At 72.8% G+C, this 17,375-nt stretch carries 13 protein-coding genes and 1 pseudogene; 3 read left to right on the forward strand and 11 right to left on the reverse strand.

The features are described from left to right. Positions 1-174 precede the first annotated feature (174 nt). On the reverse strand, positions 175-1,515 hold the full coding sequence (locus AC2CHE_RS24445; protein WP_484507193.1) for an aminotransferase class I/II-fold pyridoxal phosphate-dependent enzyme: 1,341 nt from the start codon (positions 1,513-1,515) through the stop codon (positions 175-177). A 34-nt stretch (positions 1,516-1,549) separates the two neighbouring features. Between AC2CHE_RS24445 and AC2CHE_RS24450 the strand changes: the two genes are divergently transcribed. Both AC2CHE_RS24450 and AC2CHE_RS24455 read left to right on the forward strand, forming a co-directional pair. Then, entirely contained in the window at positions 1,550-2,788 is a 1,239-nt protein-coding gene (locus AC2CHE_RS24450; protein WP_484507194.1) for a bifunctional pyridoxamine 5'-phosphate oxidase family protein/GNAT family N-acetyltransferase, read from the forward strand. After that, positions 2,754-3,239: pseudogene (locus AC2CHE_RS24455) on the forward strand (LysE family transporter); the annotation flags it as partial. The gene AC2CHE_RS24450 and the pseudogene AC2CHE_RS24455, both read left to right, overlap by 35 nt. Before the next feature lie 62 nt (positions 3,240-3,301). On the opposite strand, the gene AC2CHE_RS24460 reads toward AC2CHE_RS24455, so the two are convergent. From AC2CHE_RS24460 to AC2CHE_RS24505, 10 genes are all read right to left on the reverse strand, one after another. After that, a complete protein-coding gene (locus AC2CHE_RS24460) occupies positions 3,302-4,240 on the reverse strand; it encodes a sporulation protein (RefSeq protein ID WP_484507195.1) in 939 nt (312 codons plus the stop codon). Between the two features lie 9 nt (positions 4,241-4,249). Continuing rightward, positions 4,250-5,317 (reverse strand): hemolysin family protein, encoded by a 1,068-nt coding sequence (locus tag AC2CHE_RS24465; protein ID WP_484507196.1) that lies wholly within the window; start codon positions 5,315-5,317, stop codon positions 4,250-4,252. After that, positions 5,314-6,666: a hemolysin family protein gene (locus AC2CHE_RS24470; RefSeq protein ID WP_484507197.1), complete on the reverse strand. Its 1,353-nt coding sequence runs from the start codon at positions 6,664-6,666 to the stop codon at positions 5,314-5,316. Before AC2CHE_RS24470 ends, AC2CHE_RS24465 begins: the two co-directional genes overlap by 4 nt. Before the next feature lie 168 nt (positions 6,667-6,834). Next, positions 6,835-7,170, reverse strand: a complete 336-nt coding sequence (mnhG, locus tag AC2CHE_RS24475) for a monovalent cation/H(+) antiporter subunit G (RefSeq protein ID WP_484507198.1) — start codon at positions 7,168-7,170, stop codon at positions 6,835-6,837. Further along, positions 7,167-7,430, reverse strand: a complete 264-nt coding sequence (locus AC2CHE_RS24480; protein ID WP_484507199.1) for an MrpF/PhaF family protein — start codon at positions 7,428-7,430, stop codon at positions 7,167-7,169. The genes mnhG and AC2CHE_RS24480 overlap by 4 nt, the downstream gene beginning before the upstream one ends. Continuing rightward, positions 7,427-8,023: a Na+/H+ antiporter subunit E gene (locus AC2CHE_RS24485; RefSeq protein ID WP_484507200.1), complete on the reverse strand. Its 597-nt coding sequence runs from the start codon at positions 8,021-8,023 to the stop codon at positions 7,427-7,429. The genes AC2CHE_RS24480 and AC2CHE_RS24485 overlap by 4 nt, the downstream gene beginning before the upstream one ends. Further along, a complete protein-coding gene (locus tag AC2CHE_RS24490; RefSeq protein WP_484507201.1) occupies positions 8,020-9,522 on the reverse strand; it encodes a Na+/H+ antiporter subunit D in 1,503 nt (500 codons plus the stop codon). The genes AC2CHE_RS24485 and AC2CHE_RS24490 overlap by 4 nt, the downstream gene beginning before the upstream one ends. Positions 9,523-9,544: 22 nt before the next feature. Next, complete coding sequence (locus tag AC2CHE_RS24495; RefSeq protein ID WP_484507202.1) at positions 9,545-10,009, reverse strand: Na(+)/H(+) antiporter subunit C; 465 nt, start codon at positions 10,007-10,009, stop codon at positions 9,545-9,547. Continuing rightward, positions 10,006-12,831 (reverse strand): Na+/H+ antiporter subunit A, encoded by a 2,826-nt coding sequence (locus tag AC2CHE_RS24500; RefSeq protein ID WP_484507203.1) that lies wholly within the window; start codon positions 12,829-12,831, stop codon positions 10,006-10,008. Before AC2CHE_RS24500 ends, AC2CHE_RS24495 begins: the two co-directional genes overlap by 4 nt. A gap of 147 nt (positions 12,832-12,978) precedes the next feature. Further along, positions 12,979-13,356, reverse strand: a complete 378-nt coding sequence (locus AC2CHE_RS24505) for a hypothetical protein (RefSeq protein WP_484507204.1) — start codon at positions 13,354-13,356, stop codon at positions 12,979-12,981. 180 nt (positions 13,357-13,536) lie between these two features. Here AC2CHE_RS24505 and AC2CHE_RS24510 point away from each other — a divergent pair. Continuing rightward, on the forward strand, positions 13,537-17,375 hold a 3,839-nt coding region (locus AC2CHE_RS24510), incomplete at its 3' end, for an Lhr family ATP-dependent helicase (RefSeq protein ID WP_484507205.1).

Here is a 17,375-nt window from a genome sequence, read left to right on the forward strand (position 1 = left end):
GGCTCAGCGTCGGCGGCGGCGTTGGGCCGCAGCGTCGGCGGCGGCGTTGGCGTGGCTTGGGGCGGCGGCGTTGGCGTTGGCGTGGGTTGCGGCGGCGGCGGCGGTGTTGGCGTTGGGTTGCAGCGGCGGTGGTCGTGTGCGGGGGCTGGGGTGGTGTGGGGGTACGGGAGTGGGTCAGGCGGTGAAGCCGGGTGACGGGGTGGGGTGGGCGGCGCGGGCGACCGCGTCGGCGAGCGCGGGGATCTCCTCCTCGTTCAGGTCGCTGACGGTGATGCGCAGCCCCGGCGGGCCGGCGATCCGGTAGAGCGCGCCCGGTGCGACCGCCCAGCCGTGGTCGCGCAGGACGGTCAGCGTGCTGGTCTCGTCGTCCACCGGCACCCAGATGTTGATGCCGGTGTGGCCGTGTGCGGGCAGGCCACGGTCGGCGAGGGCGGTGATCAGGGCGTGGCGTCGTCGTTCGTAGCTCTCGGCGGCCCGGTCGACCAGGGCGGTCACCTCCGGATCGCGCCAGAGCGAGAGCACCAGCCGTTGCAGCACGGTGGAGACCCAGCCGGTGCCGACCCGGGCCCGGCCGGCCACCCGCGCCACCGTGGTCTCGTCGCCGGCCAGCACGGCCAGGCGCAGGTCGGGGCCGAAGGGCTTGCTGACCGAACGGAGGAAGGCCCAGTGGGTGGTCGCCCCGGCCAGCGGGTGCAGCGGTACGCGAGCCAACTCGGCGGCGTGGTCGTCCTCGATCAACAGCAGGTCGGCCCGGCCGGCGAGCAGGGCCCGCAGGGCGTCGGCCCGGTCGGCGGAGATTGCCGCGCCGGTGGGGTTCTGGGCCCGGCTGGTCAGGATGAGCGCTCGCGCTCCGGCGGCCAGCGCGGCGGCGACTCCCGCGACGATCGGCCCGTCGTCGTCGACGGGCATGCCGATCGGCCGTAGCCCGAGGGCGGCGAGCAGGTCGAGCAGGCTGGCCCAGCCGGGATCCTCCACGGCTACCGCGTCGCCGTGCCGCAGGTGCGCGCCGAGCAGGCGTTCGATGCCGTCCAGCGCGCCGCCGGTGAGGGTCAGCCCGGGGGCCGGCACCCCGTCGGCGGCCAGCCGCGTCCCGGCCAGCTCGGCCATCTCGGGCAGGACACCGAGGTCGGGATAGGCCACCGGGTCGCCGACGGTATCGGCGAGGGCAGCCAGGTGCCGACGCAGCGGCGGTAGCAGCCGCTTGTCGGGTTCGCCTCGGGACAGGTCACGCAGCCCGGGTGCGGGTGGCGGGCGCAGCGCGGCCCGGCGGGCGGCGACCGGTGGTCGGGGGCGTACCCGGGTGCCGTGCCGGCCGGCGGTGACGACGAGTCCACGGCGACGCAGTTCGGCGTAGGCGCGGGAGACGGTGGCCGGGCTGACGGCCAGGTCGGCGGCGAGCGTGCGGACCGGTGGTAGGGGGTCGCCGGGGGCGAGGGCGGCGTCGCGGATGCCGGACTCGATGCTGGCCGAAATGTCGACGGCCGTGGCACCGGTCACCTGATAGCGTGCTGACACAAACAAGGGATTGTACTAGAACAAAGGTGGAGGCATGTACTCGCAGACCACCCGCACCACCGCCAGCCGTTCCCGGGACCGGATCAGTTACGACCGCACCGCCACCCACGCCGTGCTCGACGAGGCGTACCACTGCGCACTCGGGTTCACCGTGGACGGTGCGCCCCGCGTGCTGCCCACGCTGCACGTACGCATCGGCGACACGCTCTACCTGCACGGCTCCACCGGCAGCCGGCCACTGCTCGCCGCCCGCACCGACGGCCTGCCGGTCTGCGTCGCGGTCACCCTGCTCGACGGACTGGTCTACGGCCGCTCCCAGTTCCACCACAGCGCCAACTACCGGTCGGTGGTCGCGCACGGCACCGCTCGCCTGGTCGCCGACCCGGGCGAGCAGGCCGAGGTACTGACCGCCCTGGTGGAGAAGGTCGGCACCGGCCGCGCGGCGGACAGTCGCCCGCCGAACCGACGGGAACTGGCCGAGACCGCCGTGCTGGCGCTGCCGCTGGCGGAGGTGTCGCTACGCACCCGCACCGGCGGGGTGCGCGACGATCCGGCCGATCTCGGCCTGGCGCACTGGGCCGGGGTGGTGCCGCTGCGGCTGACCTCCGGCTGGCCGGAGCCGGACGTCGGGGTCACCGCGCCACTGCCGGCATACCTGCGTCCGCGCCGCTCACCCTGGCACGAGCCGGCGGTGCTGGGCGGCGCACACGTGCTGCTGGAGCCGCTCGACGAGGCCCACACCGACGAGTTGTACGCCGCCACCGCCGACGCCGAGGTCTGGCGGCACCTCAGCCGGCCGCTGCCGAGCGGCCCGGAGCAACTGCGTGAGGTGATCATCGAGGCCCTCACCGACAGGCACCGGGTCGCCTGGGTGCAACGCTGCGCGGTCACCGGCGCGGTTGTCGGCACCACCTCCTATTACGAGATCGAACCGGAACGTCGGTCGGTGGCGATCGGGCACACCGTGCTCGGCCGGCAGTGGTGGCGCACCGGGATCAACACCGAGGCGAAGCTGCTGCTGCTCACCCGCGCCTTCGACGAGCTGGGTGCGGTGCGGGTGGTCTGGCACACCGACATCCGCAACGAGCGTTCGCAGCGCGGCATCGAGCGGCTCGGGGCGACCCGGGAGGGGGTGCTGCGGATGCACCGGTTGCGGCCCGACGGCTCGTGGCGGGACACCGTGCAGTATTCGATGACCGTTGACGAGTGGCCGAGAGCACAGGTCAGCCTGCGGGAAAGGCAACCAGGCGGCGGGCGGCGTCTGGGTCGGTGACGCGATCGTCATGCTCCTCTGCGCCGCCGCAGTGGCCTCGCTGCTCAAGGCGTACCCCCTATCCTCCTCGTGGTCAAGTACGCGGGCGCCGCGTACCTGGGCTATGTGGGGGTTGACCAGGCTGCGCGGAGCGTGGCGGCGCTGGCGGGACCGCAACGACCCGGGCACGCCGCGGTTGATCGACGCCGCGGGGCCGGCGGTGAGACGCAGCCCGTTCCGCAAGGCGCTGGTGATCAGCCTGCTCGACCCGACCTACCCCTGGCCGGCGCTGTCGTTCCTGCTGCTCGGCCTGATCGCCCAGGTGACCAGCGCGCTCCACCTGACCGCGCTGATCCTCGCGGACACGTTCCTGGCCGCCCAGTTCAGCCGGCGACGTCGGCTGGCGGCCGGTGCGACCAGCGCCGTGGGCGCCCTCTTCCTCGGCTTCGGTCTCAAGCTCGCGCAGGGCTGACTGACGGCGACCCGCGGCCCGGTCCGTGCGGTGAGCCGCGGCGGTGCCGGCGCGACCCGGGGTCAGATGCCACCGGCGCCACCACCACTGCCACCCCCACCACCGACACCCGGACCGCCGGCGTCGCCGCCGGGCGTCGGGCCGGGCGGCAACGGCCTGTCGGGTGGGCGGCTGACGTGGGCCGACTCGGAGATGCTGGCCGACCAGTCGGCGTGGGCCGCCGCGGCGGCGTGCCGGTTGATGGTCTCGCGCAGCCAGCCGTCCACGGTGCTCACCCAGTCCCGCCGGTCGGCGTCGACGTGCCAGATCCGGAAGCGGCTGATGCTGGTGTGGGTGATCCCGGCCAACGCCAGCCGCCGGTCACACCAGAGGATCACCTCCAGGCCGGCAGAGTTGGCCACGAAGATCACCTCCAGTTCGGTGATCGGCCCGGCGTAGAGCGGACCGACCCAGAAACCCCACCGCTGGTGCAGCGGCAGAGCCTGCTCCACGCCGGGCAGCCGGCCGTCGAGCAGGCCGGACTGGCGGACGCTGAAGCCGAGCGTCTCCAGGGCGGCCAGGATGTGCTGCTGGGTCGGCAGCGGGTGGACGAAGACCGGCACCATCGCGCCCTGGTCCACGGTGGCGTCGACCGCCACCTCGGTACGCAGTCCCATCCGCAGGCTGAGCAGCGGCACCCCGCCCAGCGTGGTCACCGGCGTCTCCCACGGGATCGGGAACTCGAACGGGATCGACCGGGCCCGCCCGGCCCTCAGCACCAGGGCGCCGGCCACCTGTGCCTGATGGAACTGCACCAGCCGGCGGGGAGCCTCCGGGTCGTCCGGCTCGACCGTGCTGACCAGGCCGAGCCGGACGTGCAGGACCGGTACGTCGGCGGAGACGGCGATGAGGTTCACCCGCCCCGGCAGGCACAGGCCGGGGCGGGTGCTCGGGTTGGCCAGCGCGGTCTGCACCGTCAGGCCGGTCCCGCCCGATTCCGGTGACACCCCCGTCAGCCGCACCAGTGGCTCCTATCTGAGCCGGCGTACCGCGCGCGGTACCGGGTCGGTCTCGTCGTCGAACTCCCCGATGAGCTCCTCCAGCAGGTCCTCCAGGGCGACGAAGCCGACCGGCCGGGTGGGACCACCGCCGTTGCGGACCAGGGCGAGCTGCGACTGGCGGGCCCGCATCACGGCCACCGCCTCGGTGACTGTGGCGTTGTCGGGCAGCGTGATGGCGTCGTTCATCAGGTCGGCGGCGGTGGCGTCGGGTCGGCCGGCGGTGGCCCGCACCGCCTCCCGTACGTGCACCAGACCGCAGACGTCACCGGCGGCGTCCAGCACCGCCAGCCGTGACCGGCCGCTGTCCCGGCTGACCTGCTCGATGTGGCCCGCCGAATCGTCCCGGCGCACGGTCACCATCCGGTCGAACGGCTCCATCACCTGGGCGACCGTCGTGCCCTGCAACTCCAGCATGCTGGTGAGCAGTTCGTGCTGGGCGGCGCCGAGCAGCCCGTGTTCCCGGGACTGTTCCAGCAGCATCCGCAGCTCGTCGGGGCCGTGCACCTGGGCCAACTGGTCCTGCGGGTTGACCTTCACCAGCCGAAGCGTGGCGTTGGCCACCGCGTTGAGCAGCGACAGCACCGGGCGGGCCACCCGGGCGAAGGCCCGGAACGGCAGGGCCAGCAGCAACGCGGAGCGTTCCGGGTGGGTGATCGCCCAGGACTTCGGGGCCATCTCGCCGACCACCAGGTGCAGGAAGGTGACCAGGCTCAGTGCGAAGATCAGCGCGATCACGTGGCTGGCGCCGTAGGGCAGACCGACGGCGTGCAGCAGCGGACTGAGCAGCCGCTCGATCGCCGGCTCGGCCAGCGCGCCGAGGCCCAGCGTGCACAGGGTGATGCCGAGCTGCGCACCGGCCAGCATCAGGGACAGCTCCCGTACGCCGTCGAGGGCGGCCCGGGCGGCCCGGGTGCCGCTGGCGGCCGCCTGTTCCAGGCGGTACCGCTTGCTCGCCACCAGGGCGAACTCGGCGGCGACGAAGAAGCCGTTGAGCGCCAGCAGGACCACCGAGGTGATCAGCGCGAAACCGGTGCTCATGCCGTCACCTCCGCAGGCCCGTCGCTGACCTGGAGGCGGACCGAGTCGGCCACGTGCCGGTCCACCGCGAGCACCTCGACCAGGGCCCGCGGCGGCAGCTGCCCGTTGTCGCCGTCGGCCGGCAGGCTGATCTCCAGTCGGTCACCGACCTCGGGCACCCGGCCCAGCTCCCGCATGACCAACCCGGAGATGGTGTCGTACTCGGGCCCCTCGGGCAGGGCGATGCCGGTGCTGTCGGCGACCTCGTCGATACGCCAGCGGGCGGGCACCACCCACGAGCCGTCCTCCTGCCGCGCCGGGGCCCGCTCCGGCGGGTCGTCCTCGTCGCGGATCGGGCCGACCAGTTCCTCGGCGATGTCCTCCAGCGTGATGACGCCCGCGAAGCCGCCGTACTCGTCGACCACGCAGGCGAGCTGGCGGTGCCCGGACCGGAGCCGGTCCAGCACGGTGGGCAGCGGCAGCGTCTCGGGCACCAGCAGCGGCGGTACGGCCACCGCGCTGACCGGGGTGGTGGCGCGCGCCGCCGGCGGCACCTGGAGCACGTCGGCGATGCCGATCACGCCGACCAGGTCGTCGACCCCTTCCGCGCCGCGTACCGGGAAGCGGGAGCGGCCGGTGTCGAGCAGCTCGACCACCCGGCTGACCGGCTCGTGCGCGCGCACGGTGTGCACGTCGACCCGGGGCACCATCGCCTCACCGGCGGTCAACTGCCGGAAGTCGAGCCCCCGGTCCAGCAGCTCCGACATGTCGGCGTCAAGGTGCCCCTCCAGCCGGGACTCGGCGATGATCTGTTCCAGGTCCTCCGGGGTGGCGCCGCTGGGCAGCTCCTCGATCGGCTCGATGCCCACCCGGCGCAGCAGCCGCACCGCGGACTTGTCGAAAAGCTTGATCAGCGGGCCGGCGACGGCCAGGTAGACCAGGGTGGAGCGGGCCAGCGCCCGGGCGACCGGCTCGGGCCGGGCGATGGCCAGGTTCTTCGGGGCCAGCTCACCCACGACCATCTGCACCACGGTGGCGATGACCAGGGCCAGCACGACCGACAACGGCAGGCTCACGCCGGTGGAGACGCCCGCCACGTCGAGCAGCTCGGCCAGGCCGGCACCGAGGTAGGGCTCGGCGACGTAACCGACCAGCAGGGCGGTCACGGTGATGCCGAGCTGCGCGCCGGAGAGCATGAACGACAGCCGCCCGGCGACCTCAAGGGCCCGGGCGGACGCCTGGTCACCCTCGACGGCGGCTTGCTTCAGCTTGCCGCGGTCGACCGCGACGTAGCCGAACTCCTGCGCGACGAAGTACCCCGTCGCGACGGTCAAGACAACGATCAGAAAAAGACCGACGAAGATCAACACGGGAGTTTCAGGGCTCCCGGGGTCGTCGGTGCGTGGGGATGCCGGGGCCTACCCGGCTGGCTACTGCTGCCCTCCTGGGCAGAGGAGTCGATCATGTCGTCATTCTACCGGCGTCCTGGCCCGACCCGGCGGGCGTGCCTACACATCGGGTCGGCCGCGCGGAGTGGTTCAGCGGTCGGCGAGTTCGTCGACGTCGAGCAGGCTTCGGTCCACCCGCCCGGCGCGGTACGCCGCCCGACCGATCATCTGGGCGGCGACCGGGGCGGTGGCCAACTGAAAGACCCCGACGAGGACGATCATGCCGAGGTCCGCCGGGCTGCGCAGCCGCAGACCCACTCCCAGCAGCAGGAGCAGCACACCGAGCACCTGCGGCTTGGTGGCCGCGTGCATCCGACTCAGCGTGTCCGGGAAGCGCAGCACCCCGATGGCGGCGGCCAGGCTCAGCAGCGCACCGGCGACCAGGCTGACCGCGCCCAGCCCGTCGGCGACGGCACCGGGTGTCACGGCCGGTCCCGGACGGCGAAACGGACCAACGACACGGATCCGACGAAGCCGAGCAGGGCGAGCACCACCAGTACCGGCAGGGTGGTGGCGTGTCGGTTCACCGCCGCCTCCGCGCCGACGGCACCGACCATGGTGGCGAGCAGCATGTCGGCGGCGACCACCCGGTCCAGCAGCGACGGGCCCCGGTAGAGACGAACGAGGGCGAGCAGGGCGACCACCGACAGCAGGCTGGTGAGGACGGCGGCGAGGAAGACGGTCACGGGAACTCCTTGTCAGCGGGTCCGGTACGGGTCCGGCGCAGTTCGGCGTTCGTGCCGATCGCCGCGACGATCCGCCGTTCCACGGCGCGAACCTGATCACGGCTGGCGGCGAGGGCGCCGGCACCGCGTACGTCGAGCACGTGCACGAAGAGGATCCCGGCGTCCCGATCCACCTCGATGATCAAGGTGCCGGGCACCAGGGAGAGCACCTCGGCGGTGAGAGCCATGTTGAGGTCGGTCGGCACTCGCAGCCGCACGCCGATGATGGCCGAGCGGGGTGTGTAGCCGGGCTGCACCGCGATCCGCGCGACGTGCACGCTGGCCCGGACCAGCTCGACGACGAACCGGTAACCGAACGCCAGCAGACCCCACGGCCGGAGCCGGCCGTAGAACGCCACCGGCGGTAGCGGGAAGAACAGCACCACCACGACGGCGGCCAGCAGCCCGCCCATCAGGTTGCCCCAGGTGAACTCCCCCCAGAACAGATTCCAGGCCAGCACCAGCCAGCCGCAGGCGATGAGCTGGTCCCGCCACCGACCGCCCCGGGTCCGCCGCTCCGGCGTCGGGGACGAGGTGGGCTCCGGCGCGGTCATGACGTCCCGCCGGGCAGGACCGCGTGTACGTACGGGGTGCGCTCGATCAGGTCCGCCGCGGCCCGCCCGGTGAACTCGAACAGCGGTCCCGCCACGAGGGTCAACGACACTCCGAGCGCCACCAGTGCGACCGTGGCACCGACCATCAGCGTGGGCAGCGGTGCGGCCGGTGCCACCGTCTCGCAGGGTGATCGCCAGAAGGCGATGTTCCATATCCGGCTGGCCACGTAGAGGGTGAGCAGGCTGGTCACGGTGCCCACGGCCACCAGCGTCCAGGGCAGCGGCCCGCCCGCGGCGACACCGGCCTGGAGCAGGCCGAGTTTGCCCAGGAAACCGGAGAACGGTGGAATGCCGGCCAGATTCATCGCAGAGACGAAGAAGAGCACGCCGACCATGGGTGCCAGCCGGGCCAGCCCGCCGAGACGGCGCAGATCGGTGCTGCCGGCCCGTTGCTCGACCAGTCCCGAGATCAGGAACAGGGTGGTCTGGATGGTGATGTGGTGGACCACGTAGAAGATGGCACCGACCAGCCCGGCGACCGTGCTCAGCCCAACCCCGAAAATCATGTAGCCGATGTGGCTGACCAGCGTGAACGACAGCAGCCGCTTGATGTCCGACTGGGCCACCGCGCCGAGGATGCCGACCAGCATGGTCAGCCCGGCCGCCACCATCAGCAGCTCCCCGGCCTGCTGCCCCGGGAAGAGCAGGGTCTGGGTGCGGATGATCGCGTAGACGCCGACCTTGGTGAGCAGCCCGGCGAAGACCGCCGTGACCGGGGCCGGTGCCGTCGGGTAGCTGTCCGGCAGCCAGGCCGACAGCGGGAAGACCGCCGCCTTGATGCCGAAGGCCACGAGGAGCATCAGTTGCAGGCTCAGGCGTACGCCGTCCGGTAGCGCGTCCAGCCGCGCGGCGAGCTGGGCCAGGTTGAGGGTGCCGGTCGCCGCGTAGACCAGGCCCACCGAGATCAGGAAGATCATCGACGCCAGGATGTTGACGACGACGTAGGTGGAGCCGGTGCGGATGCGCAACCGGGTGCCGTTGAGGGTGATCAGCACGAAGCTCGCGGCGAGCAGCATCTCGAAGCCGACGAACAGGTTGAACAGGTCACCGGCGAGGAACGCGTTGCACACACCGGCGGTCAGCACCAGATAGGTGGGGTGGAAGATCGCCACCGGGGCGCGTTCCCCGATCTCCGCCTGGCCCTGCCCGATCGAGTACAGCAGCACGCAGAGAGTCACCGCCGAGGAGACCACCAGCATCAGCGCCGCCAGATGGTCGGCGACCAGCACGATGCCCACGGGTGCCGGCCAGCCGCCGATCTGCACCACAAGCGGTCCCTGCCGGTACGCCTGGACCAGCAGTACCACCGCCACCGCCAGGCTGGTGCTCAGGCAACCCACGCTCACCGTCCGCTGGGTCCACGGCCGGCCCGCCAGCAGCAGGGTCAGCGCGGCGCCCAGCAGCGGTAGCACCACCGGCAGCGGCACGAGCGTGCTCATCGCCACCACCGGCCCGACCGGCTCATCCCGGGCCCTCCCCGCGGGGTGGGGCCGGCGCGTCGACCTGCTGGGGGTCGGCCGTCGGCGGCTCGCCGGTGAGGTCGGCGGCGGACATCTCCCGCTGGGCGATCCGGCGGACGATCTCCCGGTCCTCAATGTCGTCGGGCACCTCGTCGTCGCCGCTCAGATACCAGCTGCGGTAGCTGATCGCCAACAGGAACGCGGTGAAACCGAAGGTGATCACGATGGCGGTGAGCACCATGGCCTGGGGCAGGGCGTCGCTCATCGACGCCTCGTCGGCGACCCCGACCACCGGCGCCTCCCCGGACTGGCCGCCGAAGACGATCAGCAGGTTCACGCCGTTGCCGATCAGGATGACGCCGAGCAGGACTCGGCTCAGGCTGCGTTCCAGCAGCAGGGTCACCCCGCAGCCGACGAGTATCCCGATCGTGACGAAGGAGACCAGGTTCGCTCCGGCGGCCCTCACCGGGCCTCCCCTCTCCGGCCGGCCAGCCCGCCATCGGCCGCCTCGATGTGCCGGTCCACCTCCGCGCCGAGGCTGCGCAGCACGTCCAGCGCCAGACCGATCACCACCAGGTACACACCGACGTCGAAGAAGAGGGAGGTGACCAGGTAGAAGTGGCCGATCAACGGCAGCCAGAGGTCGACGGTGGTGCTCCCCAGCACGGTGCCGCCGACGATCAGGGAGACCACCCCGCTGCCGACCGAGAGCAGCAGGCCGGCACCGAGCACCGTGCCGGCGCCGATCGGCGCGGCCTCGACCAACTCGTACCTTCCACCGGCGAGGTAGCGCATGGTCAGTGCGAGGCTGGCCACCAGTCCTCCGGCGAAGCCACCCCCGGGTGCGTTGTGCCCGGAGAAGAGCAGGTAGAGCGAGAAGAGCACCGCGGTGTGCGAGATCAGTCGGGTGACCACCTCCAGCACGATCGAGCGTTGCCGCTCGTGCAGCGTGGCCCCGCCGCGCAGCCAGACCGCCCGTCCGGCGGGTGCCTCGTCCTCGGCGACCTCCCGCCGCCGGGGACGCGGCCCGGTGCGCGACTGATGGAAGATCAGGCTTGCCACTCCGGTCGCCGCGGCCACCAGCACCGCCGACTCCCCCAGCGTGTCCCAGGCGCGGATGTCCACCAGGGTCACGTTGACCACGTTGCGGCCGTTCCCCTCCTCCACCGCCAGCTGCGGAAAGTCCTCCGAGATGGAACGGGCCTGCCGGGCCGCCGCGGCTCCGACGGCGAGCGCGGCCACGGTCGCACCGACCATCGCCCCGATCGTCCGCCTAATCAAGCGACTGCGCCGCAGCGGCCGCATCGAGAACCGCTCGGGGAGTCGGCGCAACACCAGCACGAAGATCGCGATGGTCATGGTCTCCACGAGGAACTGGGTGAGCGCCAGGTCGGGCGCGCCGTAGAGCACGAACAGCATGGCGGTGCCGTAACCGGTCATGCCGACCAGCAGCATCGCGGTCAGCCGCCGGGTGGCGCCCACGGCGAGCAGGGCGGCGACGCAGACCACCAGCAACACCACCGGCTGCGCCGGGGTCGCCCACAGGTCCAGCGGCTGCTCCCAGGGTCGGATGAGGATCACCGACCCGCCCGGCACCGCGGCCAGGACGATCAGGATCAGACCGAGGTACTGCGGCAGCGACCCCCGCTGAGTGATGCTGGTGACACCCACCGCAGCCTGGTCGAAGCGATGCGTGATCAACTCGTATCCCCGTTGACCGGCGACCGGCCACCGCAGCCGGGCCAGCGCCAGCACCAGCGGACCGCGCAGTGCGAACAGTGCCGTACCACCCGCCAGGGCCAGCGCGGACAGACCGAGCGCCGGGGTGAACCCGTGCCACAGGGCCAGGTGTTTCCCGACGGTGCCGAAGAGTTCCGGGTACGGGCGGAGCAGGTGATCCAATGCTCCCGCGGCCGGGCCGGTGACAAGTCCCACGACGGCCAGCAGGGCCGGTGGGGTCAGCAGCGACGGCTCGATCCGACCCAGGTCGGTGGCGGCGACGCCGGGACGGTCGGCGAACGCGCCCCAGATGAACCTGATGCTGTACGCGACGGTGAGCACGGTGCCGACCACGAGCACCGCCAGGACCAGCGGCTGCTCGGCGAAGGCGGAGAACACGGCCTCCTTGGCGACGAAGCCGAGCAGCGGCGGCAGTCCGGCCATCGACGCGGCGGCGAGCACGGCCACCCCGGTCAGTACCGGCGCGGTGTGCCACAGTCCCGACAACTCGCGGAGGTCCCGGGTGCCGGCGCCGTGGTCGATGACGCCGACCACGAGGAACAGCGCCGCCTTGAACAGCGCGTGGGCGAGCAGCATGGCGACTCCGGCGAGGGCGGCGTCCGCGGTGCCCACCCCGACGGCCACCGTCAACAACCCGAGCTGGCTCACCGTGCCGTGTGCCAGCAGCAGCTTGAGGTCGGTCTGCCGCAGCGCCGCCCAACCGCCCACCAGCATGGTGGCCAGGCCGGCGAGCAGCACCACCGGGCGCCACGGGCCGACCACGGCCAGCACCGGGGTGAGCAGGCCGAGCAGGTAGACGCCGGCCTTCACCATCGCCGCCGCGTGCAGGTACGCGCTGGCCGGCGTCGGTGCGGCCATCGCCACGGGCAGCCACGAGGTGAACGGCAGCACCGCCGACTTCGACAGCGCACCGGCCAGGATCAGCAGTACCGCGACGACCAGGTACGCCCCGCCGGGCAGCGGTTGCTGGGTCAACTCCGACCAGCGGTAGGTGCCGGCGTGGTGACCGAGCATGAGGAACCCGACAAGCATGGCGAGCCCGCCGAGGGTGGTCACGATCAGCGCCTGGGCGGCGGCCCAGCGGCTCGACCTCCGCTCCGTGCTGTGGCCGATCAGCAGGTACGAGAAGACGGTGGTGAGTTCCCAGCAGACGTAGAGCAGCAGCAGATCGTCGGCGAGGACCAGCCCGAGCATCGCCCCGGCGAAGGCGACCATCACCCCGGCGAACCGCGAGTTGCCGAGCGCGTCGGGCGGGAAGTAGCAGGCGCAGTAGGCGAGCACCAACGCGCCGACCCCGCCGACCAGCAGGGTCATCAGCCAGGACAGGGTGGTCATCCGCAGCGCCAGGTCCAACCCCAGTTCGGAGATCCAGGGGTAGGTCTCGACCACCGCGCCGCCGCGTGCCACGTCGGGCGTGCGTACCACCGCCCAGCCGAAGGCGGCGGCCGGCACCAACGCCAGCAGGTAACAGGCGCGCGGACCCCACCGGCGGACCAGCAGCGGCGCCACGACGGCCGCCACGAGGTGCAGGATCAGCAGTACGAGCACGCGCGCTCCCGGTCGAGGTGGCCGCGACGCCCCACGGGGGTTGGGGGCCTAGCAGCGATCAGACGACAATTCAGCGCGCTCTGGATGGTTTTTCCGAAAGAATGACACTTTTGCCGTCAATGCGGCGAAAAGCGGTGGACGACCGGATCAACTGTGCGCAGCAACGTCCGTCGTGGCGCTGCCGCCGCGGCCGGGTCGCCCCTCGACGACCAGATCGGGCCGGCCGAGTTGGGACGCGGCCTTGTTGACCAGTCGCTGCGCGGCGGCCAGGGATCGCACGGACAGCAACCGGCCCCGGCTCTCGCGACGCAGGACGAAGTAGTGCACGGCGGCCCGCACCTGGGCACGGTCGGCCGCGCTGGCCTGCGCGGTGGAGACGACCAGTTCGCGCAGGCAGCTGGCGAGCCGCTCGGCCAGTTCGAGCTCCGGACCGTGCAGCCCGGCGCGCAGGGCGGTGACATGGCTGTCGACCTTGCGGATCAGGATGTCGGTGCCGGGCCTCGTGCTCCGCTCCTCGACGGCCATGCGACCCCCTCCACCGCTCGCCACGCCGCGGGTGAAGTTACTTTATGTTGCCTGGCAAGAGCAAGCGGTTAAGTAAGACTTAACGGATTCTAGGTGCGAGTCACCCTTAACGCCTTAACAGGGCATCCGACGCCCGGGCCGCCACGGACGAATGTCGGTAGCCGGGGGCAGGATGGGTTCGTGGCGGATTCCAGCACGGCCTCCGGCCAGGGGGTGCTCTCCCGGTTCGGCCCGGCGACCCGGGAGTGGTTCGGTGCGGCGTTCGCCGCACCGACGGCGGCGCAGGCCGGTGCCTGGAACGCGGTCGCCGCCGGCCGGCACGCCCTGGTCGTGGAGCCCACCGGCTCCGGCAAAACCCTCGCGGCGTTCCTGTGGTCACTCGACCGGCTGTCCCGCGAGACCACCCCGGCCGATCCTCGGCGGCGCTGCCGGGTGCTCTACGTCAGCCCGCTCAAGGCGCTCGCGGTCGACGTCGAACGCAACCTCCGCGCCCCGCTCACCGGCATCCGGCAGGCCGCCACCCGGCTCACCCTGCCCCCGCCGGAGATCACCGTCGGGATGCGCACCGGCGACACCCCCGCCGACGAGCGGAGGGCCTTCGCCCGCACCCCGCCGGACATTCTGATCACCACACCGGAGTCGCTGTTCCTGCTGCTCACCTCGGCCGCGCGGGACTCGCTGCGGGGTGTGGAGACCGTGATCGTCGACGAGGTGCACGCGGTCGCCGGCACCAAACGCGGGGCCCACCTGGCGCTCTCCCTGGAGCGGCTCGACGAGTTGCTGCCCGCCCCGGCACAGCGCATCGGGCTCTCCGCCACCGTCCGGCCGCTGGACGAGTGTGCCCGCTTCCTCGGCGGCGCCCGCCCGGTCGAGGTGGTGGCCCCGGCGACCGCCAAGACGATCGAGGTCAGTGTCCAGGTGCCGGTGGAGGACATGACCCGCCTCGACGAGCAGCCGACGCCGGAGGACGACCTCGCCGGCCCCCGCACGGCGTCCATCTGGCCAGCCGTCGAGGAACGGGTCTTCGCCCTGATCAGGGCACACCGATCGACGATCGTCTTCACCAACTCCCGACGTGGCGCCGAACGCCTCTGCGCCCGGCTCAACGAGCTGGCCGCCGACGAGACGGCGACGTCACCCGTCACCGGCCCGGCCGCCCGGACGCCGGCCGAGATGATGGCTCAGGCCGGCGCGGTGTCCGGTGCCCCGCCGGTGATCGCCCGGGCGCACCACGGCAGCGTCTCCCGGGAGGAACGCCGGCAGATCGAGGAGGCGCTCAAGGCGGGCCGGCTGCCGGCCGTGGTGGCCACCTCCAGCCTCGAACTCGGCATCGACATGGGCGCGGTCGACCTGGTCGTGCAGATCGAGGCACCGCCGAGCGTGGCCGCCGGCCTGCAGAGGGTCGGCCGGGCCGGACACCAGGTCGGCGCGGTGTCGCGGGGGGTGGTCCTGCCCAAGCACCGGGGCGACCTGCTCTCCTGCGCCGTGGTCGCCGAGCGGATGGGCGAGGCCGCCATCGAGGAGCTGCACCATCCCCGCAATCCGCTGGACGTGCTGGCCCAGCAGGTCGTCGCGATGGTCGCACTGGACGAGTGGCGGGTCGGCGACCTGGCGACCGTCGTCCGTCGGGCCGCGTCCTTCGCCGACCTGCCCGACTCCGCGCTGCACGCCGTACTGGACATGCTCTCCGGCCGCTACCCGTCGACCGCCTTCGCCGAGCTTCGCCCCCGACTGGTGTGGGATCGCGCCACCGACGTGCTGACCGGGCGTCCCGGCGCGCAACGGCTCGCGGTGACCAGCGGCGGCACCATCCCCGACCGGGGACTGTTCGGCGTCTTCCTGGCCGGGGCGGAACGGGCCGCCCGGGTCGGCGAGCTGGACGAGGAGATGGTCTACGAGTCCCGCGTCGGTGACGTCTTCCTGCTCGGTTCCTCGTCCTGGCGGATCGAGGAGATCACGCCGGACCGGGTGCTGGTCTCCCCCGCCCCCGGGCAGGCGGCGAAGATGCCGTTCTGGAAGGGCGACCAGCCCGGCCGGCCGGTGGAACTGGGCCGGGCGATCGGCGCCCGGGTGCGGGCCCTGCTCCGGCAGGACACCGAGCAGGCCATGGCCGCGCTGCGGGACACCGGGTTGGACGACTGGGCCGCCGGAAACCTGGTCACCTACCTGCACGAGCAGCGGGCGGCGACCCGGGCACTGCCGGACGACCGGACGATCGTCGTCGAACGCTTCCGCGACGAGCTGGGTGACTGGCGGCTGGCCGTGCACAGCATCCTGGGCGCCCGGGTCAACGCACCCTGGGCGTTGGCGATCGGCCGCCGGCTCGCCGAGCGCTACGGGGTCGACGCGCAGGTGATGCCCGCCGACGACGGGATCGTGGTCCGGTTGCCGGACACCGCCGACGCCCCGCCCGGCGCCGACGTGGTGGCCTTCGATCCGGATGAGATCGCCCAGCTGGTGGAGGAGTCGGTCGGCACCTCGACGCTGTTCGCCGCCCGGTTCCGGGAGTGCGCCGCCCGGTCGCTGCTGCTGCCCCGCCGGGATCCACGCCGCCGCCAACCGCTCTGGCAGCAACGACAGCGCGCTGCCCAACTGCTCGACGTGGCCCGGGAGTACGCCGACTTTCCGGTCACACTGGAGGCGGCGCGGGAGTGCCTCCAGGACGTCTTCGATCTGCCCGCCCTGACCGAGGTCATGCGCGACCTGGCCGGCCGCCGGGTCCGCCTGGTCGAGGTGGAGAGCGCCCGGCCGTCCCCGTTCGCCCGTTCGCTGCTCTTCGGCTACGTCGGCGCCTTCCTCTACGAGGGCGACGCCCCGCTGGCGGAACGCCGGGCCGCCGCTCTCACGCTGGATTCGGCCCTGCTGGGTGAGCTGCTCGGCCGGGTCGACCTGCGCGAGCTGCTCGACCCGGCGGTGCTCTCCGAGACCGAGCAGCAGTTGCGGTGGCTCACCGCGCAGCGCCGCGCCCGCGACGCCGAGGACGTGGTCGAGCTGTTGCGGCAGCTCGGCGACCTGAGCACAGCTGAGCTGGCCGAGCGCGGGGTGCCCGAGGGGTGGCTGACCGACCTGGCCGCCGCCCGGCGGGTGCTGCGGGTCCGCATCGCCGGTCAGGAACGCTGGGTCGGCGTCGAGGATGCCGGCCGGTTGCGGGACGCCCTCGGCGTCGCCCTACCGGTCGGTGTCGCCGAGGCGTACCTCGAGCCGGTCGCCGACCCGCTCGGCGACCTGGTGGCCCGGTACGCCCGCAGCCACACCCCGTTCGCCGCCGCCGGCTGCGCGGCCCGGTTCGGGCTCGGGGTCTTCGTGGTCGAGCAGACCCTGCGCCGGCTGGCCGCCACCGGCCGGGTGGTCTCCGGCGAGTTCACCCCGGACACGGCCGGCACCCAGTGGTGCGACGCCGAGGTGCTGCGCCTGCTGCGCCGCCGTTCCCTCGCCGCGCTGCGCCGCGAGATCGAGCCGGTACCGCCGCAGGCCCTGGCCACCTTCCTGCCCCGCTGGCAGCAGGTGGGCTCCTCGGCTCGCGGGGTCGAGGCGGTGGCCGCGACGGTCGAGCAGTTGCAGGGCGCCTCGGTGCCCGCGTCGGCGCTGGAACGGCTGGTACTCCCCGCCCGGGTCGCCGACTACTCCCCCGCCCAGCTCGACGAGCTGTGCGCCAGCGGCGAGGTGCTGTGGGCCGGCGCGGGCGCGATCTCCGGTGGGGACGGCTGGGTCAGCCTGGCGTACGCCGACTCGGCTCCGCTGCTGCTCCCGCCGCCGGATGACGCAGTCACGCGTACGGCCCTGCACGATGCGGTGCTGACCGCCCTCGACGACGGGCAGGCGCTGTTCTTCCGGCCCCTGGCCGACCGGGTCGGTGCCACCGACGACGTCGAGCTGACCGCGGTCATCTGGGACCTGGTCTGGGCCGGTCACCTCACGAACGACACCCTGGCACCGTTGCGGGCGGTCCTGGGCGCGGGTGGCGCGCACCGCGCCCGCCCGACCGCGGCCCGGGGCCGTTACCGCCGCCCGGGACGGGC

It is taken from the genome of Micromonospora sp. ATLC16, from assembly GCF_057196645.1.

Excerpts from the sequence above, each read along its gene's own strand:
- AC2CHE_RS24450 (WP_484507194.1), top strand. The coding sequence starts at position 1,550 with ATGTACTCGCAGACCACCCGCACCACCGCCAGCCGTTCCCGGGACCGG.
- AC2CHE_RS24465 (WP_484507196.1), bottom strand. The coding sequence starts at position 5,317 with ATGAGCACCGGTTTCGCGCTGATCACCTCGGTGGTCCTGCTGGCGCTC.
- AC2CHE_RS24485 (WP_484507200.1), bottom strand. The coding sequence starts at position 8,023 with ATGACCGCGCCGGAGCCCACCTCGTCCCCGACGCCGGAGCGGCGGACC.
- AC2CHE_RS24490 (WP_484507201.1), bottom strand. The coding sequence starts at position 9,522 with ATGAGCACGCTCGTGCCGCTGCCGGTGGTGCTACCGCTGCTGGGCGCC.
- AC2CHE_RS24505 (WP_484507204.1), bottom strand. The coding sequence starts at position 13,356 with ATGGCCGTCGAGGAGCGGAGCACGAGGCCCGGCACCGACATCCTGATC.